We start from the raw sequence: 25,651 nt of genomic DNA, 5'->3' as shown, positions 1-25,651 counted from the left end.
AATCGGTTCGGACGGCCAGGACACTCGCCACCAGAGGACAAGCCGACTAGATACCGGCCCTCCATGGCTCGCCTCGACCCGCACTCGTACAACGACAGCACGCAGCCTGAGACGGAAACCCTGGACTGGAGGGCCCGCGTCGATTTCAAGACGCAGCGGCTGCACGCGGAGGTCACCCACACCCTCAAGGAAGCCTCGGCCGGGCCGCTGGACCTGGATACCCGGGATTTGGAAATCCGAGACGTCGTCGACGCCGCGGGTCGCCCCTTGCCCTACATCCTCTCCCCTTCCGAGCCGATTCTGGGCAGCCGGCTGCGCATCGAGCTGCCGGTGGGGCTGCGGCAATTCACCGTGCGCTACCGCACGGCGCCGCACGCCAGCGCGCTCCAGTGGCTGACGCCCTCCCAGACAGCCGGGGGGCACCACCCCTTCCTCTATAGCCAGTGCCAGGCCATCCACGCCCGAAGCGTGGTGCCGCTCCAGGACACGCCGCGCATCCGCATCCGCTACACCGCGTCGCTGCGGATCCCCAAGGCGCTCAAGGCCGTCATGGCCGCCAGCTTCCTGCGGCGCGAGGAGCACGGCGTGGAGGCGGAGGAGCACTACGAGATGCCCCAGCCGGTGCCGCCGTACCTGCTGGCCTTCGCGGTGGGCAGCCTGGCGCCGAAGGAGCTGGGGCCGCGCTCGCGCGTGTGGGCGGAGCCGGAGCTGCTGGAGGACGCGGCGGAGGAGTTCTCCGGCGTGGACGACATGCTGCGCGCCGCCGAGTCGCTCTTCGGGCCCTATGACTGGGAGCGGTTCGACCTGCTCACCATGCCGCCCTCGTTCCCCTACGGCGGCATGGAGAACCCACGCCTGACGTTCCTCACGCCCACGCTCATCACCGGAGACAAGAGCCTGGTCAACGTGGTGGCGCACGAGCTGGCGCACTCGTGGACGGGCAACCTGGTGACGAACGCCTCCGCGGAGCACTTCTGGCTCAACGAAGGCTTCACCGTCTTCGCCGAGCGCCGCATCCTGGAGGCCCTGGCCGGTCCGGAAGTGTCGGCGCTGCACGGCGCGCTGGGCCGCCGCGCGCTGGACTCCGCGCTGCAGCACTTCCGCGCGCACCCCCAGCTGACGTCGCTGCGCACCCACCTGGCCGGCGTGGACCCGGACGAGGCCTTCTCCCAGATTCCCTACGAGAAGGGCTACCTGCTGCTGCGCGCCATGGAGGACGCGGCCGGGCGGCCCGCCTTCGACGAGTTCCTCCGCCGCTACCTGGCCACCTACCGCTTCCGCGCGCTCACCACCGAGGAGTTCGTCGCCTTCGCGGAGAAGGAGCTGCCCGGGGTGCTGACGAAGGTGGACGCGGAGGCGTACCTGCACCGGCCCGGCGTGCCCCCGGGGGCGCCGTCACCGCGCTCGCTGCGGCTGGAAACCATGGACGCGCTCCGAGGCAAGGTGCCCACGCCGGAGCAGGCGAAGGATTGGACGCCGGCCGAGTGGCAGCTCTACCTGGAGTCACTGCCCCAGGAGACGCCGCGAGACGTCTTCCAGCAGCTCGACGCGCGCTTCAGCCTCACCCAGAGCCGCAACTCGGAGGTGCTGGTGGCGTGGCTGGTGTCGGCGCTGCGCGCGGGCTGGGAGCCGGCCGTGGCTCGCACCGAGACGTTCCTCGGCGAGGTGGGCCGGATGAAGTACCTCAAGCCGCTGTACGGGGTGCTCTCCGCGTCGCACGCGCACCGGAGTCTGGCGCGCGAGCTCTTCAAGAGGCACGGGGAGCGCTACCACCCCATCGCCCGTCAGGGCGTGGAGCTCATCCTTTCGCGCGCCTGAGGACGCGCGAGCAGGACGGGACTACTTCGAGGCCGCCGCGTTCAGGCGCTTCTCCGACAGGGCGAGGTACTTCTCGTCCATGTCGATGCCCACGTAACGGTGGCCCAGCTTGAGGGCCGCCACACCCGAGGTGCCGCTGCCGTTGAAGGGGTCCAGCACCAGCGCGTCCGGGGGGCAGCTCGCCTCCAGGATGCGCTCCAGCAGCGCCACCGGCTTCTGCGTGGGGTGGCTGCCGAAGGCCTTCTCCTCGCCACCGCGCGGGACGGTGAGCGTCCACAGCCGGCCCTCGCCGTCCGCGGTCAGCTCGGCGTCACCGGAGGGCGGCAGCACCCACGCGTCGCGCATCTGCTTGCCGCCGTTCTCCGCCTTCATGCGCGCGTAGTTGAACGTGTGCTGCAGCTTGCCGCCGGACTTCGGCGAGGCCCAGATGAGCAGCTCCGTGGAGTGCGTGAAGTAGCGGCACGCCAGGTTGGGGCTCGCGTTGGGCTTGAACCAGGTGACGGTGTTGAGCAGCTTGTAGCCGAGCTTCTGCATCGCGAAGCCGACGTTGAAGATGACGTGCTGGGTGCCGCTCACCCACAACGTGCCGGTGGGCTTGAGCAAGCGCTGGCAGGCCGCGAGCCACTCAGTGGTGAACTTGTGGTCCTCCTCCACGCCGCGCGACACGTCCCAGCCGCCCTTGGCCACCGAGGCGCGCTTGCCGCCCTTGCAGGTGAAGCCGCCGTTGGAGAGGAAGTACGGCGGGTCGGCGAAAATCATGTCGAACGTCTGGGGCTCGAACTGCGACATCAGCTCCAGGCTGTCGCCGTGCAGCAGCGTATAGGCCTCCCCTTTCGCGTAGACGCTCTCGTTGAGCGAACGGCGGACGACTTTCAGGGAAGGGGCTGCTGCAGCATGCGCGGACATCTCGCCTCCGTCGGACTCTTCGTCGTGGACGCGGCGGACTGTGCGGTCGCTTCGGTGCTACGTCTAATTTCTGGCCTGTAGCACCCTGAAACTTGACGGGTGATTCAGGCCGTAGAAGCGCCGCGAGCAGGGCGGGAGCGCCTCTCGTGGAGGCCCTCCGACACCCTGCTCGACGGGTACTGCCTGGACTGTGGCGGGGCCCGAGTGTGGCCCCCGCGGCCTACGCCTTCTTGGCGGAGGTCGGCGACGCGCCGTACTTCTTGCGGAAGCGGTCGATGCGGCCGGCCGTGTCCACGAGCTTGTACTTGCCCGTGAAGAAGGGGTGGCAGTTCGAGCAGATTTCCACCGAGAACGAGCCGCGGGTGGACTTCGTCTCCACGACGTTGCCGCACATGCAGGTCACGCGGGACGGCGGGTAGACGGGATGGATTTCAGACTTCATGGCACGCTCCAGTATGCCTTGCCCCCACCCGCTGACGGGTGGGAGGTCCGGCGCTGAGGGATGGTCGGCGCTTATAATGGCGCTTGGACCGCTTCACAAGGCCAGCACGGCTCAATGGGCCGCCGAGCCGGGGGGCTCGACGCGTTCCACCCATTTCTGGACGACCGGATCCGCCGGGACGTCACTGCCAAGCTGGATGTACGACAACAGATGCGTGCGCCCGGCGTCCGTTGCGCCGCCGGCCAGCTCCTTCTGGTAGGCCGCCCGCGAGGCTTCCAGGCGGGCAATCGTCGCCTCCAGGGGCCGCTTCTCCGCCGGGTCCTGGGTCCCCGCGAGCCGCGCCTTCGCCCGGGTGAGGTTGCCTTCGAGCAGGCGCAGTTGCTGCCGCGTGCGCTCCTGCAGGGAGGCGTCGGCGAAGCGGCCCGTCCCCTCCAACTGGAGCACCAGCTTCGCCAGCTCGCGGCCCCGAGCCCCGGAGGGAATCACCGTGGCCAGGGCCTGCCGCTGGGCGATGCCCTGCCCCCGGCCCTCGTGGGACTGCACCACGAAGTCCACGCCCTCCACCTGGTCGGCCAGCTGTAGCGCCTCCGCGTGGGGCACCGCCGCGAGCACCACCACCAGGTCCACCTTCGATTTCTCACGCAGGCGCTTCGTCTCGGCGGCCACGGCGGGCTGCACCGGCAGGCCCTGCACCTGCTCCTGGGCCTGACCCGGAACGGCCAGCCCCACCGGCATGGGTTTCGCCATGGCGGGAGAGACGCCCACCACGCCCACCTTCACGCCGCCCACCGTCGTCACTAGCGAGGCGGGGAACAGCAACTTGCCCTGCGCGTCCGCGAGGTTCGCCGACAGGAGCTTCAGCTTCGCCTGCCGCGTCTGCTTCCGGAGAAAGCCCACGCCGAACCCGAGGTCGCGCGCGCCCACGGCCATGGCCGCGGTGCCCTGCGCGTCCATCTGCGACAGCACGAGCTCCGCGCGCGCCCGGGCATCCGGGGCCTGCGCGCTGTCCCGGCTCTTGAAGAGCGCATTGCCGGCGTCCAGCACCAGCACGGGCGTGCCCTGCTTGCGCTCCTTCTCAATCGCGACTTTTCGTCTGGCCAGACCGCCAGATGGGTTGTGCCTTCAACCACAGGGGGCGACTTCGCCCCCATTGTCTCCGGTGAAGAGGAGGACGAGCTGCTTGGGCGCCGCGCCCGCCACCAGGGGCAGCAGGAGCAGCAGCGCCAGCGCGGCCAGCTTCACCGGACGCGGGCTCACTTCTTGCCCTTCTTGGCGGGCGCCGCCTTCTTGTCCAGCTCGGCGATGCGCTCCTTGGCCGTCTTCGCCTCGGCGGACTTCGGGTAGCTCTTGATGAGTTCCTCCAGCGCCAGCCGCGACTCCTCCTTCATCTTCAGCTGGGCGAAGCAGTCCGACGAGCGCAGGTACGACTCCGGCGCGGACTCCGCCTTCGGGAAGTCCTGCAGCACCTTGCCGTACTCGAAGAGGGCCTCGCGGCACTTGGACTCGGAGAAGTACGTCTCACCGAGGCCGAAGTGGGCGTCCCCCACCAGCGGGTCCTTGGCCCACTTCTTCATGAACTCGTTGTAGAGCTGGCGCGCCAGCAGCACGTCGCCGGCCTTGGCCTTCGCCTTGGCGAGCGCCAGGAACTCCTTCTTGTCCGTGGGGCGCTTGAGCTCCTCGGCCTTCTTCTTCGCCTCGGCCTCCTTCAGCGCCGCCTCGCCCTGCATGGCGACCAGCTTCTGGTCCTGCGCGGCCAGCGCCGTCTCCAGCTCGGTGATTTTGTGGAGGTACGTCTCCACCTGGCCACGAAGCTGGGCGAGGTCCTCGACCGTCTTCTGGAACTGCACGCCGATGTCCGCGTCCTTGCGGCGCGCCGCGGTGTCCAGTCCCTTGAGGGCCTTGGTGACCTCCGCGACCTTCTCGTCGATTTTCGGGAGCGTGGCGGCGAGCTGCTCGCGCGTCTCCTTCAGTTCCGTCTGAATCTGGGCGGAGTCGGTGCCGAGCCGGTCGACCTTCGCCTCGAGGGCGCGGCCGCGGTCAGCGGGATAGAAGCAACCAGGGAGGGCCAGCAGGGATATCAGCGCCAAGCTTCGCATCGGGCGCCATCTTAGGCGCAAACGCCCTGCCCGTCCGGACTTCTCTCGTCCAGTTGGGGCTCCCGCCAAGGCTTGCCCGGCTGGCTGGTCACCGCTTCTGGATGGAAAACTCCAGCCGCTCGGCAGCATGCGCGCAGGCCACCCGGAGGCGGTCGGGGTTGAGGAAGAAGGCCACGGGGCGCGAGCGGCCCGACTCCAGGGCCTGGAGGGCCCGGCGGTACTCGGCGGTAGCCTCGGCGGTGCGCCGGCACTGCTCCAAGAGCAGCCCGAGCAGGTACCGGGCGGCGGCGTGGTCCGGGTCCAGCGTCAGGCAGCGACGCAGGTCCCGCTCCGCCACGGCGTCGGAGACCCCCGAGGCGGCGCCATCCAGCACGCAGGCGAAGAGGAGGTCCGCTTCCGCGCAGTCCTCCGGGCTGGGCTCGGGCGCGGTAGCCACGGGCCCCCGGGCTCCCCCCACTTTCAGGGGAGCCGGGATAGAAAACCCATGGTGAGCCTCGGTGCGTGCGCGCGCAGGGACTCGGCCTGGGGGCAGGGTCGTGCCACGCTTCCTTGAAGGTGACGCAGCGCCGTTCCAGGAGAGCGGGGCTGGCGGCGCCTCGGACTCCCCTTCCTCCGGCCGGACGTAGAAGAAGGCCTGCTCGCCGCGCCGCACACGGAGCGTTGGCGGCACCCGGAGCAGCGGCTCGGACGCGGACAACACCAGAGCGCCGCCGGGCGCCAGGCTCCCCGCGAGCGCCTCCACGGTGCGCTGGAAAGCGTCCGCGGTGAAGTAGATGAGGACGTTGCGGCAGAAGATGACGTCGAAGCCGCCTCCGCCGGGCGCCACCGGATACGGCGACTCCATCAGGTTGTGGCACTGGAAGCTCGCGCGCTCCCGCAGAGCGGGCGTCAGGGCTTCTTTCGCGCCGGACCGGACGAAGTACCGCGAGCGCAGCTCCGGTGGGACGCGGCGCAGTTGCTCCCGGCCGTAGGCCAGCCACCGCGCCCGGCGCAGGGGGTCCCCGGCGATGTCCGTCCCCAACACCGTGCTGTCCGGGTCGGCCCCTGCCTCCGCGAGCAGGACGAGCAGCGTGGCCACCTCCTCGCCCGTGGCGCAGCCCGCGCTCCAGACGCGCAGGGGCCGCCGACTCCTCGCCACCAGTGGGGTGAGGACCTGCGCTCGAAACGCGGCGAGCTGCACCTCGTCGCGGAAGAGGTCCGTTTTGTTCACCACCACCGCGGCGATGAGGTCCTCCAGGTCCGTCACGCCCGACGGGGACTGGAGGAACATCAGATACTGGTGCGGCGTGAGGCCCTGGCTGCGCGCCGCCAGCCGCTCATCCAGCCGGCGGACCTGAGGGCCACTCAGGGCCATCCCCGTCCGCGCCGACAGGAAGGCGCGCACTCCGGACCATGGCGCGCCGTCAGCCACCCGGGCTCAGCGCCCCACCGAGAGGGACTCTCCCCGCGCCAGTCGCACCAACGTCGCCGCGACTTCGTCACCGTGGATGAGGTGGTCCACCGCCTTGCGCTCCACCGCCGCGCCCGGCATGCCGAACACCACGCAGGACTCCTCGTTCTGCGCCACCGCCAGTCCGCCCGCCTGCTTGATGGCCAGCAGGCCATCCGCGCCATCCGCGCCCATGCCCGTCAGCACCAGGCCCACCGCGCGCCGGCCATAGGTGCGGGCGGCGCTCTCCAGCAGCACCGTACCGGACGGCATGTGCCCATCCCGCTCCACGCCCAGCTTGATCCCCACGCGTCCCCGGAAGGGGATGACGGTGTGCTGCCCCGGCGGAGCGATGAGGACATGCCCCGGCATCAGCGGCTCTCCGTCCTGCGCCAGCCGCACCTTCAACTTGCTGGCCCCGGCCAGCCACCCCGCCAGGGACTCCGCGAAGGCGGCGTTGATGTGCTGGACGATGACGATGGGCGCCGGGAAGTCCGCGGGCAGCTCCGACAGCATCTTGAAGAGCACCTGGGGCCCGCCCGTGCTCGCCGCCACCACCACCACGCCCATGGACACCGCTGGCAGCACCGACGTAGCCACCCGAGGCGGCAGCAGCGGGCCGCGCTGGGGCCGGCGCAGGTGGCGGATGACGCGCACCGAGGACAGCAGCCGGATTTCGCGAACCAGGTTCCACGCGTCCGGCCCGGCGTCGATTGCGGGCTTGATTTGCAGGGCGAGCGCGCCCAGCTCCAGCGCGCGGTAGGTCAGCTCCGGCGCCTGTGAGCGCGGGTCCGCCGTGAGCACCAGAATGGGCGTGGGGCACTCGGCCATGATGTGCTCGGTGGCCGTGAGCCCGTCCATGACGGGCATGTCCACGTCCATGGTGATGACGTGGGGACGCAGCTCCTTGGTCATCTCCACGGCCTGCTTGCCGTCCGCGCAGGTGCCCACGACTTCGATATCGGGGTCCTTGCTCAGCGCCTCGCAGATGAGCTGTCGGCAGATGAGGGAGTCATCGACCACCAGCACCGACACTTTCTTGCCCATGCCCTGTCCATACCCCGTGCGCGAGCCCGGGAGTATAGCCAATGCAGGGGCTTGTCAGCCCAGTAGTCGCCGCACCACGTCCACCAGGTCGCCCTGGGTGATGTAGCCGGCGCCCCCCGCCGCCGGTCATCCTCCCCCCACGGGTAGTGAGGATGACCACCGGGGGCCTCGAATGGACGGGGTGCCCCTTCAGGCCGCCACAGCCAAGAGAGCCAGGCCCCTGCCGCGCACCTCCTGGGCGCGTGGACAGGGCTGGCATGTACCCAGGGGGATACGAAGCCTCTCCGCCGGCCGGGCCCACTGCTCGATCAGCCCTCTGTCAGCGGCCTGCCTCCGCTCCGGTTCGCACCCTCAATGTGGCTTCGCCCACTCTATACACATGAGCGGGGAGGTCGTTGACCTGATGCGCGGGAGCGGGATACCGCCGTCCGCTCCCTCCGCCGCCCGAAAGGAGCGCGTCTTGGTCCGGCGATTTCTTCCCTCCCTCCTCCCGCTGGTGCCGATGGCCTCCACGGCCGCGGCGCAGACCACCCCCACCTCCATCACCTTCGATGGCGATTGGAACGAGACGCCGTCGGTGGAGCTGATTCCCGTGGGCGAACAAGTGGTCGTCAACGACGACATCAGCCACCTGCCCGAGTGTCGCGCGACATACAACGGCCCGGCCTGGGCGATGGTCGCGCAGTGCCGCTTCGACAACGGCCCCATCCAGGAGACGGTCGTCACCGGCTCCGGCAGGTCCGCGCCGACGGCCATCACCGCTCCGGCCGGCGCCCGCCACCTGGAGATGTGGTTCCGCAACACGGACCGCAGCTCCTGCGTGAGCTACGACAGCAGCTACGGCTCCAACTATCACTTCGCCGTGGAGTGAGCGGCACCTGCTGGGTCGCGAAGTGAGCGCCACCTGCTTGAGTGGACGGGCTGACGACGCTCTTCTTCGTGCCCTGCACGACGCTCGGGGATGGCATCGCGAACACACGCGTCGTGTGGTCGCGCCATGCCACTTCGCGCGTCTTCACCCGCTGAGCCTCTATGCGCGAGGCCCCAGCCGCGCACCTCATGGGAGCGTGGCCAGGGCCGGCGTGTACCCCATGGAGACTGCAAGTGCAGCGAAAACCGGGAGGGCGCGCGGACGGTCGGAACTCTGTCGACCTAAGGTTGAACCGTCATGCTCAGGCGACGTGCAATCGCGGCGGCGAGTTCAGCGATCGAAAGCCATAGGTTGCGATTGGAACTGAAGCCGGAGCTGACAGAGAGCACGGCGTGCGTGCCTCTGGGCACCAGACGCGTGAGCCCTTCATCCGGATTCGACGCGAGGATTGAACCATCGCTGTAAACGCACGCATCCACGTACCGTTCGGTGAGCGATGCGACTGGCGACCAGCTGCCGCCGTCCCACCAGGCCGAGGTGCAAGTCCCCACCAGGACCAACGCGTCTGAGGAAGTACCTGCAAAGGCAGAGGGGCCCTCGACGCCGGTCCTGAGCACCGTGGCCCCGCCGCGGTTCCAGCGAACGCATTCGCCTTCCGCTGCAAGCCAGAGCTCGCCGCCACTTCGGAAGATGGCCTCATACCAGGAGTGGTCGGCGCCGGCGCCATCTGGAATCTCGAGCGGAACCATTTGCGAGCCTTCGAGCCGAAGCAGTTTCACGTCCGAGCCCGTAAGCCAGACCCCCTCGGCGTCGACCCACAAGCCATAACCCACTCCGAAATCGGGCGAAGGGATTCGACTCCACTGAGCCCCATCCCAATGAAAGACAACCCCTTCTCCGACTGCCCATACGTCTCGCGCATGGCGACCAGAGACCCGATGAAGCGGAACGCCCGCCCCCGTCTCCACGCGCGTCCAGCCGCTGGGACCGAGGTGAAACGTCTCGTCCCCCACGGCCCACGCCACCCCCGGCTCTGGAGACCAGAGATCGTCGAGGAATCCTTCGGACACGCGGGGCCCGTCGTGAACGGCCACGCCGTCCCACCGGCTCACCACTCCGTCGTCGCGCAGCATCAGCACGGCGTCTCCGGAGCGCGAGAGCGCGATGTAACCTCGCTCATCCGGAAAGTGTCGGAGGACATCGAAACCACGCTGAGCAGAGGGGATGACGCTGAAGTGGATCTCGCCCCAGCGCTCCCCTTCGTCCGAGGCCCGTTCCGATTCACCGGGTTGCACCTCGAGTGAGCTGCGCGGCAACTTGACGAGCAAGCGGGTCACACCGGCTCCGCGTTTGAACTCGACTTCGAGTCCTCCGCGCGCTTCTGCCTCCTGGCTGGCTGCCTTTACGAACGCCGCAGTGTGGAGCGTGTCGTCGTATCGAACCCACCTCACGTCGTAACCCATCGGCGTGGTCCTCCCGTCAGCCAAGCAGTCGCCGCACCACATCCACCAGGTCCTGGCGCACCAGGTCGCCCTTGGTGATGTAGCCGTCCACCCCGGCCGCCAACCCCCGCCGCCGGTCCTCCTCCCCCCCACGGGTGGTGAGGATAACCACCGGGAGCCTCGAATGGATGGGGTGCCCCTTCAGGCGCCGGGCCAGCTCCAGGCCGTCCACCCCCGGCATCTCCAGGTCCGTGACGACCAGGTCCACGGGATGAGAATCCAGGACCTCCAGGGCCTCCGCCCCGTCCGAGGCGATGACGGTGTCGTACCCCACCGCCTCCAGGAGGTTGGCGATGAGCTCCCGGGTGAGGGGCGAGTCGTCCACCACCAGAATGCGGCGCCGCCGGACCTCGGGGCCGGGCGCTACCGACGGGGGCGGACGCGGCAAGGCATTGCCTTGGTGGGCGCTGGCGGTGAGGAAGGCCGCCGAGAGCACCATGGCCAGGCGCCCATCCGCCAGGGACGTGGCCCCGGTGAGATGGCCGAAGCGGCCCAGGATGCCCTTCAAGGGGAGGATGGCCTGGACCCGCTCCTCCAGGACGCGGTCCACCACCAGCGCCGCCGCGCCGCTCTGGCTCTTCACCACCAGGGCCAGCTCACCCTCGCGAGCGGGCCGCGGAGGCCCCAGCCCCAGCAGTGACGACAGCGGGGCCAGCGGCAGTACTCGGCCTTCCACCAGGAGCGACGGGCGGCCGGCCACCTCGCATTGGTCCGCCGAGTCCACCTTCAGCGCCCGCGAGACATGGGTGGCGCTCAGGGCCAGCGTCTCCGTCCCCACCTGGATGAAGAGCAGCGGGGCCACGGTGAGGGAGACGGGGACGCGCAGCTCGAAGATGGTGCCCCAGCCCGGTGCAGACTCCACCCCGACGTCGCCGCCCAGGGCCTGAATGGAGGTGCGGACCGCGTCCAACCCCACGCCCCGGCCCGACAGGTCGGTGACGACGTCCCGCGAGGTGAAGCCTGGCAGGAAGATGAGCTCGCGGGCCGCGGCGTCCGACAGGGCGTTGGCGGCGCTCTCGTCGAACAGCCCCCTGCGCACGGCCACCTTGCGGAGTTGGACGGGGTCCACGCCCATGCCGTCGTCCTCGACACGGAGGATGATGCGGTTGCCCTCTCGAGCGGCACGCAGCGTGAGACAGCCACGTGGCTTCTTGTCCGCCGTGACGCGGTCCACCCGCGTCTCCAGTCCGTGGTCCAGGGCGTTGCGGACCAGGTGCATCAACGGCTCGCGAAGCGCCTCCACGACGGCGCGGTCGGCGCGCGTGTCCTCGCCGTCGACGACCAGCTCCACCTCCTTGCCCAGCGCGCGGGACAGGTCGCGCACCATGCGGGGGTAGGGCTCGAAGAGGACGGAGAGCGGCAACATGCGCAGCGTCTGCACCTCCTCCACCAACATGCCCAGGTCGCGCAGCTCCGCATTGGAGAGCAGCTTCGACTCGCGGTGGAGGACCGCGGCCATCTCCTTGGCCGAGCCCAACCGTGCCGCCAACGCGGCGCCCGCGGGCCCCAGGTCTTCCGCCTCGCGGGCAAGCTGGCTCAGCTCACGGGCCAGGGCCAGGCGCCGGGCATTGGCCAACTCCCGGCGACGCGCCACCTGCGTGAGGTTGGTGACGGCGCTGGTGAGCAGGTCCAGGCTCTCCACGCCGATGCGCACCGCGGTGTCCGGACGTGACTCGGGCTGCCGGGGCGCCGTGAGGCCGTTGGAACCCTGCACCGTCGAAGCCGAGGAGGCCGCCCGGGCGCCCGCGCCGGAGGACGCCGCGGCGCCAGAGGCTTGCGGAGAGACGAGGCTCGGCATCGCGCTCCGGCCCGGTGAAGGCACGTGAGGCCGGCTCCCCTCCGCGACAGGGACCGTCAACAGCCGCCCCGGAGAAGCCCCCGGGTTCGTCTGCACGGAGGAGTGGGGGCCACCTTGCGCTCCCACGCGGCCGGCGGCCTCCGGACTCGCGGGGGCCACGGGCGCGAGACTTCCGGGCGGCAGCCGCACCGACTCGGAGCGGACGCACTCCTGCAGCCACGCGACGAGCCGCTCCACCGCGGGCGGCGGCTCATCGGCGGCCTGCGTCCCGGAGAACACGAGCACGGCGTCCGCCGTGGTCAGCAACGCATCCGTGGACGCGGGGGAGAGGGCGTAGCGAAGGGGCTCGGTGCAGCGGACCAGCTCCTCCATCTCGTGCACCAGCACGTTGACGTCATCGAAGCCCATCATCCGGGCTTCACCCTTCAAACCGTGCAGCTCTCGCAGCACGCCCCGCCCCGCCTCCGCGCTGGCGCCAGACTCCAGCTCCATCAAGGACCGGGTGATGCGCTCCAGGCGCACCGTCACCAGGTCCCGGAACTGCCTGAGCAGGCGCTCGCTCGGGGTCACTCGCCCTCCTCCCCCAGCGGCTCCTGGCCAATCTGGAAGCGCTCCACCACGCCCTGCAGGTCCCTGGCGAGCACGAGCAGGTCCGTGTTCGCCGTCGTCACCTGCTTGGTGGCGTTGAGGCTCTGCTGGGTGATGCGGAGGATGTCCGCCATCGTGTCGGCGAGCTGGTCGGTGCCCATCTGCTGCTGCTGCGTGGCCAGGGAGATGCTGCGCACCGCGTAGGACGTCTGCCCGGCCAGGTCGACAATCTGCCGCAGCGACTCGGACACCTGCTGCGCCAGCGTGGTGCCCGTCTCCACCGCGCGCACGCCACCCTCGGTGGCGGACACGGCCGCGGCGGAGGCCTCGCGCACCTCCTCGATGAGGCCCTCAATCTCCTTCGTGGACTCCAGCACGTTCTCCGCCAGCCGCCGCATCTCCGCGGCCACCAACGAGAAGCCCCGGCCCACCTCACTGGCCTTGGTGCCCTCCAGCTCGGCGTTGAGCGCCAGCAGCTCCGACTTGTCGGCGACGCCGTTGATGAACTCGACGATTTTGCCAATCTGCTGCACGCGCTTGTTGAGCCGCACCACGGCGGAGGAGATGGCGCCGTTGTCCTGGCGCATGCGCGCCATGGAGCCCAGGAAGGCCTCCGCGCTCCCCTGCCCCTGCTGCGCCGCGCCCAGCGTGCGCTGGGCAATCTCCGCCACCGAGCCCGCGTTCTCGGCGATCTGCCGCGCCGAACGTGCCAGCTCCTCCGTGGTGGCGCTCGTCTCGTCCAGCGAGCTGGCCTGCTCCGTCGCGCCCGCTTCGTAGCGTCCCGACGTGGTGAGAATCTCCTCCGTGGTCGCCGAAATCTGCGCGCCCGCGCGCTGCAACTGCGACATCACGTCCGCCAGATGCACGCGCATGGTGGTGAACGCCGCGGATACGTCCCAGACCTCGTCCTCCGCGGGCACCACGCGCGGGCTGGCCAGGTCCCCCTCGGCGATGCGCTTCGCCTCGCGCGACAGCTCCCGGAGGGGCCGCCCCAGCATGGTGCCACCCAGGTAGGCGGCCGTCAGCGCCAGCGCGAAGACGAGCAGCACCAGCCCTCCGCCCTGCGTCAGCGCCTCGACTCGAAGCTCCTGCGCCAACATCAGCTGACGGTTGACGTCCCGCTCCGCCATGAGCCGGGTGAAGATGTGGTTGCTCAGCGCCGACGCGAGCTGCGCGGACAGCACCGCGGGCGTCATCACCGCCACGAAGGCGAAGGCCGCCAGCCGCGCACGCAGCTCCGCGCGCCGGGGCATGGCCTCGATGAGCTGCGCGTGCGTCATGCCCAGCTCCGCCAGCCACAGCACCACCTTGCGCGAACGAAGCACGACGAGGCAGTACACGAGCAGCGCGGTCAGCGGCCCGAAGAGCAGGCCCAGCGCGGCGATGCGAGCGGCCACCGCCAACTCCACGCCCACGCCCAGCCACATGCACACGCCCAGCGCCAGCGTGGTGATCAGCCACAGTCCCAGCGAGCCCAGGAAGGCCTCGTCCGGCGCGCGCGTCACCTCCGCCACCGCCGACGCCAGCGTCTGCGGCGTGGTGGGCACATCCCCACGCTCCAGCCCGCGCAGGGTGCGCTGCCGTCCCAGGGACACAGCGGCCCCCGACAGCAGCGCCGTCGCGCAGAGCGCACCGCCCAGGATACCCATCAAGCCCATCCGGCCCGCCAGCGGCTCGGCGAGGGTGAGCGAGGCGAAACGCAGGCTGAGCGCCGCGCCCACCAGGTTGGCCAGCGGGACGGGCGCCATGAGGTGCCGGCTGAAGGAGGCCCGCCTGGGGCCCTTCTGTGCGCTCACGCGTCACCTCCTGGCCCGACGTGGAAGCGCTCCACCGCGTCTTTCAAATCACGCGCCAGGGTGGACAGGTCGGCGTTGGCCGCCGCCATTTGCTTGGTGGCCGCGAAGTTCTGCTCGGTGACGCGAAGGATGTCGCCCATGGCGGCCGCCAGCTGGTCCGTTCCCGTCTGCTGCTGCTGCGTGGCCAGGGAGATGCTGCGCACCGCGTGGGACGTCTGCCGGGCCAGCTCCAGGATGAGGCTCAGGCTTTCGTCCACCTGCGCGGCCAGCACCGTGCCCGCGTCCGTCGTCTTCAGCCCCGCCTCGGTGGCCATGACCGCGGCGTGCGTCGCATCGCGAATCTCCGCGATGAGCTGCTCAATCGCCTTCGTGGAACGGATGACGTTCTCCGCCAGGCGCCGCATTTCCGCGGCCACCAATGAGAAGCCCCGGCCCACCTCGCCCGCCTTGGTGCCTTCCAACTCGGCGTTGAGCGCCAGCAGGTCGGACTTGTCGGCAATCTCGTTGATGAACTCCACCACCTTGCCAATCTGCTGCACGCGCTTGTTGAGCCGCACCACCGCGTCCGCGATGGCCTGGTTGTCCTCCTTCATGCGCTGCATCGCGCCCAGGAAGGCGGCGGCGCCTCGCTGTCCCGTCTGCGCGGCGGCGAAGGTCGTCTCGGCGATGGCGGACACCGACTCCGCATTGCCGGCAATCTGTTGCGCCGAGCGTGCCAGCTCCTCCGTGGTGGCGCTCGTCACGTTGAGCGACGCGGACTGCTCATCCGCGCCGGACTCTTGCTCACCGGACGTGGCCACCAGTTGCTCGGTGGTGGTGGAAATCTGGAGGCCCGCGCGCCGCAGTTGTGCCAGCGCCTGCCCCAACTGTGTCTGCATCTGCGCGAAGGCGGCGGAGGTGGCCCACACTTCGTCCTCCGCGGCGATGATGCGCGGCGGGCGGAAGTCGCCCTGGGCGATGCGCGTCGCGTCCTCGGTGATGGAGCGCAGCGGCTCGGCGATGACGGCGCCGCCCACATAGGCCGTCATCATCACCAGCACCGCGACCAATCCAGCCACCGCGAGCCCGCTCGTCTCACTCGCCCGTCCCGCCACGTCGCGCTGCACGTGGGCCGGCGCGCCCACCATCGCATCCACCGCGTCCATCGCCCGCGTCACCGACGCGTCGAGGATGAAGAAGGACGGGCTGAGCACGGCGATGGCGGTGAAGAGCACCATCCGTCGGCGGATGTGCAGGCGGCGGGGCGGCGCCGTGGCCACCACCTCCAGCGGGGACAGTCCCTGGGCCGCCACCAACTCCACCGCCTTGCGGGCGCGGCGAGCCACCATCAGGTAGACGAACAGCGCGCTCAGCGGCCCCAGGAACATGCCCATCAGCGCGAGCCGCATCCCCAGCATCCACGTCCCGCCCACCAGCGGAACGAAGACGAGCGCCACGCCCAGCGAGGCCAACAGCCAGCACTGAAGGACGAAGGCGAAGCTCCGCTCCGGGAAGGAGCGCGCTTCCAGCAGCGCCTTGAGCAGGGCCTCGTGCGTTGACGGCAGCCGGCCTTCGCCTAGCGCGTACAGCACCCGCAGCGTGCGCCGACCATGGACGCCGGTGAACCAGAGCGACAGCGACAGCGCCACGCCCACCAGCAGGAGGAAGGGCCCCCAGGTGCCCTCGGGCACCGTGCCGGTGAGCTGGCAGTGCAGCAGCACCAGCACCGTGCCCATGGAACTGCCCAACAACGCGGGACGCGCGGTCCACCGCGCCAGGCCCCTCATGCCCCCGGGCACCGTCATGCGCCCTCCCCTGGATGCCCGCGCAGAAAGCGCTCGAAGTCCGCCAGCCCCACGAGGGGCCACAGCTCGCCCCGCGCCATCACGAAACCCTGAAGGCTGCCCCCCGACGCGCGCACCGTCACCGGCGGCGCGGGCAGCACCCAGCGCTGCTCCGCGTCGATTTCCAGCGCGTCCACGCCCACCGCGCCGCCCGAGGCGGACACCAGCACGCGGGCGGAACCCTCCGTCTCATGGAAGGCCCGGCGCGCGGAGGCCGCCGCGTGCCCGGAGGGCGACGCGATGGAGACCACCTCGTGCGCATGGAAGGCGAGCCGGTGGGGACCGGCATGGCACAGGAGCATTCCCCGGACGTGGCCCGGCGGCTCCATGACTCAGGTCCCCTGACTGAGGTGGTCGAAGAGCCCTTCCGGGTCGATGACGGCCACATCCCGGGGGCCGCTCTTGGCGGGGCCGCGCAGGTGGACGTGGACGCCCGTGGGGCCCAGGGGCTCCAGCGTGCCCGTCACCGGGGAGACGCCGGCCACCGTACTGGCCGTGAGGGCCAGGGTCCCACGCGGCAGGCGCACGAGCACCGCCCTTCGGGAACCCTGACTGACGCCGCCCACCAGCAGGCCCATGTCCACGACGGGGATGACTTCACCCCGGTGTGCGAACACGCCCAGCAGGTGGGCTGGAGCGCCGGGCACCCGCGTGAGCTCGGGGAAGGTCACGACCTCCGCCGCGCTCTCCGCGGGTACCGCATACCAGCTACTGCCACAGGCGAAGACGAGATAGGACTGACGCGCTTCCGGCTCTTGGACGGCCATCACACGCGCAGCCTACCTCAGACTAGCGCTGGAACTCGACGCGGCGGTTCTCGGACCACGCGTCTTCGGACGAAGCGGAGTTCACCGGGCGGGTCTCACCATAACCCACCGTGCCCAGCTGGCTGGCCGGCACGCCCAGGTCCGTCAGGTAGCGCTTGACGGACGCCGCGCGGCGGTTGGAGAGCTGGAGGTTGTACTCCTCGGTGCCGCGCTCGTCGGCGTGGCCCGCCAGGGTGACGCGGCCCGGAGCGCTCTTCAGGCACTGGGCCAGGTCGGACAGGCGCTGCTGCGCGTCCGCTGACAGGCCAGACTCATTGAAGCCGAACGGCACGGGGCTCCAGTCGCAGCGCTCCGCGGAGGCCGTCACGCACTGGCCGGCCTGGCACTCCTGGCCCTCGCCGCAGTCAGAGCTGGACGCGCAGGTGTTCTCGGGAACCTGGCAACGGCCGGACTCGCACTTGCCGCCGCCGGGGCACTGGGTGTCCTGCTGGCACTGGGCCTCGGCGCACTTGCCGGCCTCGCAGATGCGGCCGCTGCCACAAGCGCTGTCCGTGGTGCACTCAGGCGGCTTGGGGGCGCACTTGTTCGCCTGGCAGGTGAAACCCTCCTGGCAGTTGGCGTCGGTGGCGCACTCCTGGCACTGGCCCTGGACGCAAACTTCGCCCTTCTCCGCGCAGTGCTCGTCCTCGTTGCACTTCGGGTAGGAAGGGGTGCAGCCGCCCATGATGGCGACGGCGAGGGAGAGCCCCGCCAAAAGGGAAATCTGACGCATTATTTCCTCCAGAATTCTGTAGTCGAAAACGCGCCCGCGCCCGCGGGGTGTAGTCGTTGGCGTGTAGTCTCACTGGAGGGGGTGAGTCAAAACATTTGTCCCGCGCAGGACACCCCACCCCATCGCCGAAACCCTTGAATCTCCAAATATTTTCCGTGAGATTGTCACGATTGACCCGCGTGTGGCGCGCCTCGCGGCACGCCTCGGGGAAAGCCCTTCATGCCCGCCTCTGTCCTCATCGTCGATGACGAGAAGAACATCCTCCTCACCCTGAGCCAGTCGCTCCAACTGGCGGGGTATCAGACGCACCTGGCCAACAGCGGGCAGGTGGCCCTGGATGTCGTCAGCGCCCGTCCCGTGGACGCGGTGCTGATGGACGTGAAGATGCCGGACATGGACGGCCTTACGGCCCTGGCGAAGCTGACCGAGCTGAAGCCGGAGCTGCCCGTCATCATGATGTCAGGGCACGGCACCATCGACACCGCGGTGAAGGCCACCCAGTTGGGAGCCAGGGATTTCCTGGAAAAACCAATCGCCCGGGAGCGACTGCTGGTGGCGCTGCGCAACGTGCTCAAGCACCAGGCCGCCATGGCGGAGCTCCAGGAGCTGCGGGCACAGCTGGGCCGCTACGACATGGTCGGCAGTGGACCGGCCATGCAGCGCATCTTCTCGCTCATCCAGCGCACGGCGCCGTCCGAGGGCCGGGTGCTGATTACGGGTGAGAACGGCACGGGCAAGGAGCTCATCGCACGGGCGCTGCACCAGCACTCGAAGCGCAAAGGGCAGCCCTTCGTGAAACTCAACTGCGCCGCGGTGCCGCATGAGCTCATCGAGAGCGAGCTGTTCGGCCACGAGAAGGGCGCTTTCACCGGCGCGGTGAGCGTGCGGCGGGGCAAGTTCGAGCTGGCGCACGAGGGCACGCTCTTCCTGGACGAGATTGGCGACATGCCGCAGGCGATGCAGGCCAAGCTGCTGCGCGTGTTGCAGGAAGGCGAGCTGGAGCGCGTGGGCGGCGCGGAGACGCACAAGGTGGACGTGCGCGTCGTCGCGGCGACGAACAAGAACCTGGAGGCGGAGATTGCCGCCGGGCGCTTCCGCGAGGACCTCTACTACCGCATCAACGTGGTGCAGATTCACTCGCCCCCGCTGCGTGAGCGGCGCGAAGATTTGCCGGACCTCATCAAGACGTTCCTCGACGAGGCCTGCGCCAAGAATGGACGCCGGCCGCTGGCGCTGTCCCCCGACGCGCTGGCGGTGATGAGCGCCTACGACTATCCCGGCAACGTGCGCGAGCTGCGCAACCTGGTGGAGCGGCTGGCCATCCTGTGTGAAGGCCCCGTCGTCACGCGGACGGATGCGCTGGAGCTGTTGCCCCGGGGCCGGAACGTGCCGCCGCCCGCACCGATGGAGACACCCGCGAGCCCCCTGCCCCCTCCTTCTCCCGAGGCGGCCGTGGTCCTGGCGTCCAGTACGCCCGCGCCCGCCATCGCCGCCCCGGTGGCGACCGAGCCTCCCGCGCCCGTGGGCTTCCGGCCTCGCGCGGACCGGACGTTCCGCGAGCAGGTGGAAGACGCCGAGCGGGAAATCATCCAGTACGTGCTTTCCCATACACACGACAACGTGACGGAAGCCGCACGGTTGCTCGACCTGGAACGCGGTCACTTCTATAAAAAAATGAAGGCCTTGGGCTTACGGCGCGGACAGAGCGAATCCTGACTGCCTGACCATCATTGCTGCCAAGCAATTTCAGACGCGCGAAAGCAATCGCGTGCCGCTCCAGCCCGGCGGCTCCCGCACTGCCGGCGCAGGCCCGGAGCCTCGGCGAAGCCGCCGTGCTCCGGACCATGTTCGACGCAGCGGGCTCAGCTCAGGGTCGCGATGCCCTCGCCCAGTAGCTCCGCCTCGCGGCCACGGCGCGACGGATAGCGGTCACCGAAGTCCTCCAAATTGGCCTTCGCGTCGTCCCACCGCTGCTCCGTCACCTGCGCGAAGAAGTTGGGCGTGGCCGTCTTCAGCGAGCCGTACTGGAAGCCCACGGAGGCAATCACCGTCTGCATCTCCCGCGGCAGCTCCGCGAACTTCGGCCGGCTGCCACCGTCCGCCGCGTTCAGGCGCTCGACCTCGGTGTTGTACTCATTGACCACGTTGTCCAGCGCCTCGCCCTTCACGGCCCGGTCCAACTCCTTGACCTCTTCCGCCGTCAGGTTCAGCGGGTTCTCCGCCAGGAAGTCCGCGGCGTCCTGGCCCTGCTTGCCCAGGTAGGGCTCCAGCTTCGTCTTCAGCGCGTCCGACAGTCCCAGCCGGTCCAGGTCGTTCATGTCCCGGGCGCCCAGGTCCACGCCCGTGCCCACGGTGACGCCGCTCTTGCTCCCCGTGGCGTCCGGGACATAGCCATCCTGTACCGCCCGGCCCTCCTGCTCGGCGATGAAGTCCCAGTCGACGTCCGGCTCCGTCGCGGCGGCAACTCCGCCCTCCGCAGCCACGGCCTGGGCCTCGACCGCCGGTTGCGACTGCTTCGCCGTCTGGGCGGGCCGCGAGTCCCAGCCGTCCTTCACCGAATAGCCCTTGGCCTTGTTCTGCTCGGACTGCCGCGCGTCCTCGCGCCGGTTCGTCTCATTCCGGAGGCCGCGGGCGGAGTCCCCTCCCGACACCCGCGATTCCCGCTGGGAGCTTCTCGACGACGAAGAGCGATCGATTCCAGTCATGGCAGGTCCTCACTGAGTCCGGGAAAAGTTGACTAACAGTGCGGAGCCTGCCACCTACATCACCCTCCATCAAGCCGCGGTGCGTGATTTAACCAGAATTCAACTCACGCCCGACATTCGCAACAAAGCTGTAACCCCCGCCGCCCCCACCACCACGACGACGAAGGGCAACTTCCGCCACGCCAGCACGGCGCCGGCGAGCACCCCCGCCGGACGTGCCCAGCCCGAGAAGCCCCCGTTCGACGTCAGCGTGGCCGTGGCCACCAGCGCGGTGAGCAGCGCAATCGCGGAGAGGGACAGCAGGCCCTGTACCCGCGTGGACACCTGCATGCGCTGGCTCAGCAGCGGGCCCGCGAGCCGGAAGGCATAGGTGCCCGCCGCCAGAACCAGGATGGGGAGCAGCGTCATCGCAGCACCAGCCCGAGCGCCAGCAGCGAGAGCAGCACGGGAACCCCCGTGGGAAGAATCGGCGTGGTGGCGAGCGCGATGAGCGCCGCGCCCCCCGCCACCCAGCGCGCCCGAGCAGCCGCCGCGCGGTCTTCGTGGGCGCGGGCGGTCTCGACCTCACCCTCCGCGGTACCGGGCTCGGTGTTCGGAGGCTTGGCGGGGGCGGTCAGCGACGGCAGCAGCAGCGCCAGCAACCCGGCGGGAAACGCGGCATCGAGCCCCATCGCCTCCGGGCTGCCCAGCGCCGTTCCCGCCAGGGCGCCGACGAGGACGCCCACGTTCCAGCCCATGAACAACGCCCCACCGCACAGCCAGTACGCCGCCTTCCGGCGCTCCGGCGTGGGCTGCGCGAGCGCGAACGCCACGGACTCGTCCACCATCAAATGCGTGCCAATCAGCCGCACGAGCCAGTGCTTTCCAAGCACGTCCGAAATCACCAGACCGAACGGCAGGTGCCTCGCGTTGAGCAGCAGCCCCGCGATGACCGCGGCCACGGGACTGCCACCGCCCGCCACCACCCCCACGGCCATGAACTGCGAACCACCCGCGAAGACGAGCACGGACATGGCCGACGCGACCCACACCGACAATCCCGACGCCACCGCAATGGCACCGAACGAAGCCCCGATGACGCTAGAGGCGGCGGCAATCGCCGCGACATCCCGAACCAGACTTCGATCCACATGCCCCATGGCCATGGCGCACATCCATGAAACGAAGGCACGGGCCGGTCAACGACGAACACCGGCACGGACCTCGGGGCCCCAGCCTTCGAGCCGGCAAGCCCCGCGTACGCGCTAAGCCCACCCAACGGCACATTTCTACTGCCCGTCGCCTCCCACCGCCGCCGCGGAGTGAAGCGAAGAGCAACCGGGCTTCAAGTGACCCACCCACGCTGTACTCGAGGACATTTTCAGGGGCTGAACGTGCCCACGGGACGTGGGAGAGTCAGCCGTGATGAGTACGGGCTCCATCCTTGGCATCGACTTCGGGACCACCAACACCGCCGCCGCCTTCTTCGACAAGGCCGGCAAGCTCCGCGTCGTTCCGGTGACGGACAAGAGCGTCACGCTGCCTTCCGTCGTCTGGTTCCACGCGGCGGACAAGGCCATCGTTGGCCACGCCGCGCGCCGGCAAATCATTGACGACCCTCGCCACACCGTCTTCGGCGCCAAGCGCTTCCTGGGCCGCCGCTTCCAGTCCGAGTACGTCACCCAGCACAAGGACAAGTACGCCTTCGAGCTCGTCGAGGCCGAGGACGGCTACACGGCCGTGACGATGTACGGGAAGCAGACGTCGCTGACGGAAGTGGCGCACCTCATCATCAAGCAGATTCACACGTTGGCGAACCACGCCGCCGGCACCCCCTTCCGCGAGTGCGTGCTCACCGTGCCCGCGCACGCCAGCAGCCGCCAGCGCGCGGCGGTGCGCCATGCCGCGGAGCAGGCCGGCCTCCAGGTGCGCGCCATCGTCAACGAGCCCACCGCCGCCGCGCTCTACTACGCCAACCTGCGCAACCCCGAGCAGACGGTGATGGTGTTCGACCTGGGCGGCGGCACCTTCGACGCCACCCTGCTGGCGGTGCAGAACAAGGTGGTGAAGGTGCTGGCCACCGGCGGTGATGCCTTCCTGGGCGGCGCCAACTTCGACGAGCGCATCGTGGAGATGCTGGTGGACGACTTCCAGCAGAAGCACGGCATCGACCTGCGTGGGAACAAGGTGGTGATGCAGCGGCTCGTCTTCGCCGCTGAGTCCGCGAAGATGGCGCTGAGCCAGCGCGACGCCACGGTGCTCCGCGTGCCGTGCATCGCCCAGAAGGACGGCGGCTTCATCGACTTCGACTACACGCTCACCCGCAAGCGCCTGGAGGAGATGGCCTTCCAGCTCATCGAGCGCACCGCCTCCGCCTGCGACGACGTGCTGGAGCGCGCGAAGCTGAAGCCAGACCAGATTGACGAGCTGGTCCTCGTCGGCGGCCAGACGCGCATGCCCGCCATCCGCCAGCGCTTCTCCCACTTCAAGCGCCTGTCCTCCGACAAGGAGGTCAACCCGGAGCTCGGCGTCGCGGTGGGCGCGGCCATCCTCGGCCGGAACCTGGCGCGCGGCATCACCGGCCTGGCGGACGTGGTGCCCATGCCCATCAGCATCATGGTCCCCGGCGGCGCGCAGCACGAGGTCATCCCCGCCAACACCCCCGTGCCCGCGACGAAGTCAGTGACGCTGGAGCTGCCGATGATTCCCGGGCCGCTCTCCATCGCCCTCTTCGAGGCGCTGGACACCACCACCGTGGACCGCGAGCTGCTGGGCACCGTCCGCGTCGAGTTGGACTGGCGCACCACCTACAAGGGCCCCACCACGCTGGAGCTCCGCATGGGTCAGGACTTCGTCCTCAGCGCCGCGCTCGTCTCCCCTCAGGGTGCCCGGCATCCGCTGGCCATCAGCGACATGCGCGCGCCCAAGCGCTCCGCGTAACACAGCGTGACGCACGCCTCCGTGCGAGGATGCGTGGGCAACCTGGGAGGTACACGACATGGTGGGTAAGTCCGCGGTGGGTTTGACGCTGATCCGCGTGGTGTTCGGTCTCTCGTTGGCGCTGGGGCACGGCCTGCCCAAGCTCACCGGCGACATGAGCAAGTTCGCGGCGGGCGTGGCGCAGCTTGGCTTCCCGTTTCCGACGTTCTTCGCCTGGTGCGCCACGATGGCGGAGTTCCTGGGCGGGCTGCTGGTGGCCGTGGGTCTCTTCACGCGTCCGGCGGCGGCGATGGCGGGCTTCACCATGGCAGTGGCCCTCTACCGGCACCGCGCGGACCCCTTCGGCCGCATGGAAATGGCGCTGCTCTACCTCGCCGTCATGGCCGGAATCGCGCTCATCGGCGCGGGGCCGTGGAGCCTCGACGCGAAGGTCCGCCGTCGCGCCTGAGCCACGCGAATCAGGCGGCCACGCGCTCCACACACTCCGGGGTGTCGTTGGCGGGGGAGTTCACCACGCGCGACACCTCGTAGGCGTCCAGCGCCTCCTCGGCGCAGGGAACCAGCAGCGGGAGCAGCACTGAGGACTCCTGCGGCTCCGGACGCAGCCACACCTCCTGGGCCTCCGGCTCGAGGATGACGGGCATCCGGTCATGGATGGGCGCCATCAGCGCGTTGGGCCCGACGGTGATGATGGTGCAGGTGTTGAGCACCTCGCCCGTGTCGGGCGCGGTCCACTCCTCCCACAGCCCCGCGAGCGTCAGGAGCTGCCCGTCCTTGCGGTGGAAGTGGTACGGCGTCTTCGGCTTCGTGGACTGCTTCCACTCGTACCAGCCATCCACCACGACAAGGCAACGGCGCCGCTTGAGCGCGGAGCGGAAGCTGGGCTTCTCCGCCACTGTCTCGCCCCGTGCGTTGATGAGCTTGTTGCCAATGGCGGGGTCCTTCGCCCACGACGGGACGAGCCCCCAGCGGAAGGCATCCAACATCCGCGCGCCATCATTGGTCACCACGGGCATCAACTGCGTGGGACAGAGATTGAAGCGCGGCCGTTCCACGGCGGTACGGATGCCGGCGAGGCCCAGCCCGGTGACAATCTGCTCAGGAGAGGTTCGGACGGTGACACGGCCACACATGGGCAGGAAGTATCGCCCTGGCTGGCCGAATGCCCAAGAAGACACCTTGCCAGTGCAGCCAAACAGGCGGGTGGCCGCTGCGGTAGCATGGACGGCATGAGCGACGGCCCCAAGAAGAACCCGAAGGTGTTTGGCGTTCCGGTGAAGATCGACCCGTACACGTCGGTCCGGCCTGAGCACCCCACCGGCGAGTTCGGCATGCCGAGCGCGAAGAAGAAGGATGACAAGCCCTTCGACCCCTTCGCCGTCGTCATCGAGTCACCAAAAGGCGGCGGCTGAGCGACGGAATCCGGAGCCTGCCGCCTGTCCGCTGGACTACAACGAGTGGGCCATGAACCGGACTTCTCTGCTTTCTCTCTGTGTTGCCGCCTCGCTCGTCGCCTGCACCGAGCGAACCTCGAGCCCTGCCGCCGGAGTCGACTCCGGTGTCGCCACCGCGCCTGTCGCCCCTGCCGCACCGGGCAAGGGACAGCCCCCCGCCCCGAGCACGGAGCCCCAGGGCGCGGGCAGCCCTGATGCCGTGGTGCCAGGCTCGGCAACGGCCGAAGCGGCCAACGCCGATTCGGGCGTCGGTGAGTACACGGGAGCGCCGGCCGCGGAGAAGGGCACCTGCTCAGCGGCGAGCTTGTCTCCGCGCGTGGCACCAGCCTCTCCGGCGTTGCCAGCGCCCGTGGAGTCGATGCGTCAGCGCATCATCGCCGCGGCGGTGGCCTGTGATTACACGGCGCTCAACACGCTGGCGGACGAGAACGGCAAGGCCGTGCGGTTCACCTTCGGCGACGACACCGACGCGGGAGAGTACTGGCGTGCAGCGGAGAAGCTGGGCAATCCGGAGCTGGCCCGCATCGTCAAGGTCCTGAACCTGCCCTACGCGAAGCAGGACAATCTCTACTTCTGGCCGGCCGTCCACGTCACCGGCGCGACGTCCGACAAGGATTGGGGCGCGCTCAAGGGCGTCTACCCGGACGAGGAAATCGCAGGGATGAAGGACCAGGGCAGCTATCTCGGCCTACGCGTGGGCATCACCCCCGAAGGCGACTGGCAGATTGCCGTCGCGGGGGACTGACTGGTCGCGGTAGGGACGGCCCTTCGCCGCTTCCGGCTGTGGCCGCCCCCCGCACCGCTCCCAGCGAGCGGAACTACCGCACCGGGTTCTTGCCTTGGGTTCTGACGTCAAATCGCTCCTCGGGCCAGGGATGCAGGATGCGGGCAGTCGGGATCCACCGTCGGACGCGCCCT

Annotated in this window: 25 protein-coding genes; 7 read left to right on the top strand and 18 right to left on the bottom strand. The window is 69.5% G+C overall.

All coding sequences use genetic code 11. The features are described 5' to 3' along the window. Positions 1-63: 63 nt before the first annotated feature. The gene (locus F8M74_RS03665; RefSeq protein WP_141253590.1) at positions 64-1,818 is read left to right on the top strand and encodes a M1 family metallopeptidase; all 1,755 of its coding nucleotides are present in this window, start codon (positions 64-66) and stop codon (positions 1,816-1,818) included. Positions 1,819-1,839: 21 nt separating this feature from the next. Here the strand turns inward: F8M74_RS03665 and F8M74_RS03660 are convergent, their stop codons facing one another. The 7 genes from F8M74_RS03660 to cheB form a co-directional block, all read right to left on the bottom strand. Beyond that, entirely contained in the window at positions 1,840-2,724 is an 885-nt protein-coding gene (locus tag F8M74_RS03660) for a site-specific DNA-methyltransferase (RefSeq protein ID WP_141253591.1), read from the bottom strand. 220 nt (positions 2,725-2,944) lie between these two features. Then, a complete protein-coding gene (gene rpmE / locus F8M74_RS03655; RefSeq protein WP_140794272.1) occupies positions 2,945-3,166 on the bottom strand; it encodes a 50S ribosomal protein L31 in 222 nt (73 codons plus the stop codon). Between the two features lie 111 nt (positions 3,167-3,277). After that, positions 3,278-4,216, bottom strand: a complete 939-nt coding sequence (locus F8M74_RS03650; RefSeq protein ID WP_141253592.1) for a 5'-nucleotidase — start codon at positions 4,214-4,216, stop codon at positions 3,278-3,280. A 72-nt stretch (positions 4,217-4,288) separates the two neighbouring features. Continuing rightward, on the bottom strand, positions 4,289-4,423 hold the full coding sequence (locus F8M74_RS38400; protein ID WP_002634075.1) for a hypothetical protein: 135 nt from the start codon (positions 4,421-4,423) through the stop codon (positions 4,289-4,291). Continuing rightward, entirely contained in the window at positions 4,420-5,262 is an 843-nt protein-coding gene (locus tag F8M74_RS03645) for a tetratricopeptide repeat protein (RefSeq protein ID WP_171410113.1), read from the bottom strand. Before F8M74_RS03645 ends, F8M74_RS38400 begins: the two co-directional genes overlap by 4 nt. A gap of 88 nt (positions 5,263-5,350) precedes the next feature. Next, on the bottom strand, positions 5,351-6,673 hold the full coding sequence (locus tag F8M74_RS03640; RefSeq protein ID WP_141253594.1) for a CheR family methyltransferase: 1,323 nt from the start codon (positions 6,671-6,673) through the stop codon (positions 5,351-5,353). 6 nt (positions 6,674-6,679) lie between these two features. Then, entirely contained in the window at positions 6,680-7,738 is a 1,059-nt protein-coding gene (gene cheB / locus F8M74_RS03635) for a chemotaxis-specific protein-glutamate methyltransferase CheB (RefSeq protein ID WP_011555116.1), read from the bottom strand. A gap of 460 nt (positions 7,739-8,198) precedes the next feature. On the opposite strand from cheB, the gene F8M74_RS37445 reads away from it, so the two are divergent. Next, the gene (locus F8M74_RS37445) at positions 8,199-8,609 is read left to right on the top strand and encodes a DUF6209 family protein (protein WP_171410112.1); all 411 of its coding nucleotides are present in this window, start codon (positions 8,199-8,201) and stop codon (positions 8,607-8,609) included. 281 nt (positions 8,610-8,890) lie between these two features. Here the strand turns inward: F8M74_RS37445 and F8M74_RS03625 are convergent, their stop codons facing one another. From F8M74_RS03625 to F8M74_RS03595, 7 genes are read right to left on the bottom strand one after another with little or no spacing between them, the layout of a single operon-like run. Further along, positions 8,891-10,072: a hypothetical protein gene (locus F8M74_RS03625; RefSeq protein WP_141253595.1), complete on the bottom strand. Its 1,182-nt coding sequence runs from the start codon at positions 10,070-10,072 to the stop codon at positions 8,891-8,893. Positions 10,073-10,088: 16 nt separating this feature from the next. Next, the gene (locus F8M74_RS03620; RefSeq protein ID WP_141341380.1) at positions 10,089-12,479 is read right to left on the bottom strand and encodes a response regulator; all 2,391 of its coding nucleotides are present in this window, start codon (positions 12,477-12,479) and stop codon (positions 10,089-10,091) included. After that, on the bottom strand, positions 12,476-14,293 hold the full coding sequence (locus F8M74_RS03615) for a methyl-accepting chemotaxis protein (RefSeq protein ID WP_141257515.1): 1,818 nt from the start codon (positions 14,291-14,293) through the stop codon (positions 12,476-12,478). The genes F8M74_RS03620 and F8M74_RS03615 overlap by 4 nt, the downstream gene beginning before the upstream one ends. Beyond that, entirely contained in the window at positions 14,290-16,077 is a 1,788-nt protein-coding gene (locus F8M74_RS03610; RefSeq protein ID WP_141257516.1) for a methyl-accepting chemotaxis protein, read from the bottom strand. The genes F8M74_RS03615 and F8M74_RS03610 overlap by 4 nt, the downstream gene beginning before the upstream one ends. Further along, positions 16,074-16,445: a protein CrdC gene (locus tag F8M74_RS03605; protein WP_141257517.1), complete on the bottom strand. Its 372-nt coding sequence runs from the start codon at positions 16,443-16,445 to the stop codon at positions 16,074-16,076. Before F8M74_RS03605 ends, F8M74_RS03610 begins: the two co-directional genes overlap by 4 nt. A 3-nt stretch (positions 16,446-16,448) precedes the next feature. Further along, entirely contained in the window at positions 16,449-16,883 is a 435-nt protein-coding gene (locus F8M74_RS03600; RefSeq protein WP_163884324.1) for a chemotaxis protein CheW, read from the bottom strand. Positions 16,884-16,905: 22 nt separating this feature from the next. Beyond that, entirely contained in the window at positions 16,906-17,655 is a 750-nt protein-coding gene (locus tag F8M74_RS03595; RefSeq protein WP_141257518.1) for an OmpA family protein, read from the bottom strand. Positions 17,656-17,874: 219 nt separating this feature from the next. Here F8M74_RS03595 and F8M74_RS03590 point away from each other — a divergent pair, with 219 nt between their 5' ends. Continuing rightward, entirely contained in the window at positions 17,875-19,371 is a 1,497-nt protein-coding gene (locus F8M74_RS03590; protein ID WP_141257519.1) for a sigma-54 dependent transcriptional regulator, read from the top strand. Between the two features lie 146 nt (positions 19,372-19,517). Here the strand turns inward: F8M74_RS03590 and F8M74_RS03585 are convergent, their stop codons facing one another. The 3 genes from F8M74_RS03585 to F8M74_RS03575 form a co-directional block, all read right to left on the bottom strand. Further along, on the bottom strand, positions 19,518-20,360 hold the full coding sequence (locus tag F8M74_RS03585; RefSeq protein ID WP_141257520.1) for a pesticin C-terminus-like muramidase: 843 nt from the start codon (positions 20,358-20,360) through the stop codon (positions 19,518-19,520). Between the two features lie 99 nt (positions 20,361-20,459). Next, complete coding sequence (locus F8M74_RS03580; protein ID WP_141257521.1) at positions 20,460-20,768, bottom strand: AzlD domain-containing protein; 309 nt, start codon at positions 20,766-20,768, stop codon at positions 20,460-20,462. Then, entirely contained in the window at positions 20,765-21,514 is a 750-nt protein-coding gene (locus tag F8M74_RS03575) for an AzlC family ABC transporter permease (protein WP_141257522.1), read from the bottom strand. Before F8M74_RS03575 ends, F8M74_RS03580 begins: the two co-directional genes overlap by 4 nt. 250 nt (positions 21,515-21,764) lie before the next feature. Here F8M74_RS03575 and F8M74_RS03570 point away from each other — a divergent pair, with 250 nt between their 5' ends. Together F8M74_RS03570 and F8M74_RS03565 are read left to right on the top strand one after the other, a co-directional pair. Next, positions 21,765-23,279, top strand: coding sequence for an Hsp70 family protein (locus F8M74_RS03570; protein WP_141257523.1), 1,515 nt, complete (start codon positions 21,765-21,767; stop codon positions 23,277-23,279). A gap of 58 nt (positions 23,280-23,337) precedes the next feature. Then, entirely contained in the window at positions 23,338-23,727 is a 390-nt protein-coding gene (locus F8M74_RS03565; protein WP_140876523.1) for a DoxX family protein, read from the top strand. Positions 23,728-23,737: 10 nt separating this feature from the next. Here the strand turns inward: F8M74_RS03565 and F8M74_RS03560 are convergent, their stop codons facing one another. Beyond that, the gene (locus F8M74_RS03560; RefSeq protein ID WP_141257524.1) at positions 23,738-24,412 is read right to left on the bottom strand and encodes an SOS response-associated peptidase; all 675 of its coding nucleotides are present in this window, start codon (positions 24,410-24,412) and stop codon (positions 23,738-23,740) included. A 96-nt stretch (positions 24,413-24,508) separates the two neighbouring features. On the opposite strand from F8M74_RS03560, the gene F8M74_RS03555 reads away from it, so the two are divergent. After that, the gene (locus F8M74_RS03555; RefSeq protein WP_090491820.1) at positions 24,509-24,691 is read left to right on the top strand and encodes a hypothetical protein; all 183 of its coding nucleotides are present in this window, start codon (positions 24,509-24,511) and stop codon (positions 24,689-24,691) included. Between the two features lie 52 nt (positions 24,692-24,743). Next, entirely contained in the window at positions 24,744-25,478 is a 735-nt protein-coding gene (locus F8M74_RS37685) for a hypothetical protein (RefSeq protein WP_228559908.1), read from the top strand. The last annotated feature ends 173 nt before the right edge of the window (positions 25,479-25,651 follow it).

Source organism: Myxococcus sp. CA023 (assembly GCF_010998615.1).
Classification (GTDB): Bacteria; Myxococcota; Myxococcia; order Myxococcales; family Myxococcaceae; genus Myxococcus.
Note: the sequence above shows the minus strand (reverse complement) of the source record. Positions and strands in the feature narration are given on the sequence as shown.

Excerpts from the sequence above, each read along its gene's own strand:
- F8M74_RS03665 (WP_141253590.1), top strand. The coding sequence starts at position 64 with ATGGCTCGCCTCGACCCGCACTCGTACAACGACAGCACGCAGCCTGAG.
- F8M74_RS03660 (WP_141253591.1), bottom strand. The coding sequence starts at position 2,724 with ATGTCCGCGCATGCTGCAGCAGCCCCTTCCCTGAAAGTCGTCCGCCGT.
- rpmE (WP_140794272.1), bottom strand. The coding sequence starts at position 3,166 with ATGAAGTCTGAAATCCATCCCGTCTACCCGCCGTCCCGCGTGACCTGC.
- F8M74_RS03645 (WP_171410113.1), bottom strand. The coding sequence starts at position 5,262 with ATGCGAAGCTTGGCGCTGATATCCCTGCTGGCCCTCCCTGGTTGCTTC.
- cheB (WP_011555116.1), bottom strand. The coding sequence starts at position 7,738 with ATGGGCAAGAAAGTGTCGGTGCTGGTGGTCGATGACTCCCTCATCTGC.
- F8M74_RS03625 (WP_141253595.1), bottom strand. The coding sequence starts at position 10,072 with ATGGGTTACGACGTGAGGTGGGTTCGATACGACGACACGCTCCACACT.
- F8M74_RS03610 (WP_141257516.1), bottom strand. The coding sequence starts at position 16,077 with ATGACGGTGCCCGGGGGCATGAGGGGCCTGGCGCGGTGGACCGCGCGT.
- F8M74_RS03605 (WP_141257517.1), bottom strand. The coding sequence starts at position 16,445 with ATGGAGCCGCCGGGCCACGTCCGGGGAATGCTCCTGTGCCATGCCGGT.
- F8M74_RS03600 (WP_163884324.1), bottom strand. The coding sequence starts at position 16,883 with ATGGCCGTCCAAGAGCCGGAAGCGCGTCAGTCCTATCTCGTCTTCGCC.
- F8M74_RS03595 (WP_141257518.1), bottom strand. The coding sequence starts at position 17,655 with ATGCGTCAGATTTCCCTTTTGGCGGGGCTCTCCCTCGCCGTCGCCATC.
- F8M74_RS03590 (WP_141257519.1), top strand. The coding sequence starts at position 17,875 with ATGCCCGCCTCTGTCCTCATCGTCGATGACGAGAAGAACATCCTCCTC.
- F8M74_RS03585 (WP_141257520.1), bottom strand. The coding sequence starts at position 20,360 with ATGACTGGAATCGATCGCTCTTCGTCGTCGAGAAGCTCCCAGCGGGAA.
- F8M74_RS03580 (WP_141257521.1), bottom strand. The coding sequence starts at position 20,768 with ATGACGCTGCTCCCCATCCTGGTTCTGGCGGCGGGCACCTATGCCTTC.
- F8M74_RS03575 (WP_141257522.1), bottom strand. The coding sequence starts at position 21,514 with ATGTGCGCCATGGCCATGGGGCATGTGGATCGAAGTCTGGTTCGGGAT.
- F8M74_RS03570 (WP_141257523.1), top strand. The coding sequence starts at position 21,765 with ATGAGTACGGGCTCCATCCTTGGCATCGACTTCGGGACCACCAACACC.
- F8M74_RS03565 (WP_140876523.1), top strand. The coding sequence starts at position 23,338 with ATGGTGGGTAAGTCCGCGGTGGGTTTGACGCTGATCCGCGTGGTGTTC.
- F8M74_RS03560 (WP_141257524.1), bottom strand. The coding sequence starts at position 24,412 with ATGTGTGGCCGTGTCACCGTCCGAACCTCTCCTGAGCAGATTGTCACC.
- F8M74_RS03555 (WP_090491820.1), top strand. The coding sequence starts at position 24,509 with ATGAGCGACGGCCCCAAGAAGAACCCGAAGGTGTTTGGCGTTCCGGTG.
- F8M74_RS37685 (WP_228559908.1), top strand. The coding sequence starts at position 24,744 with ATGAACCGGACTTCTCTGCTTTCTCTCTGTGTTGCCGCCTCGCTCGTC.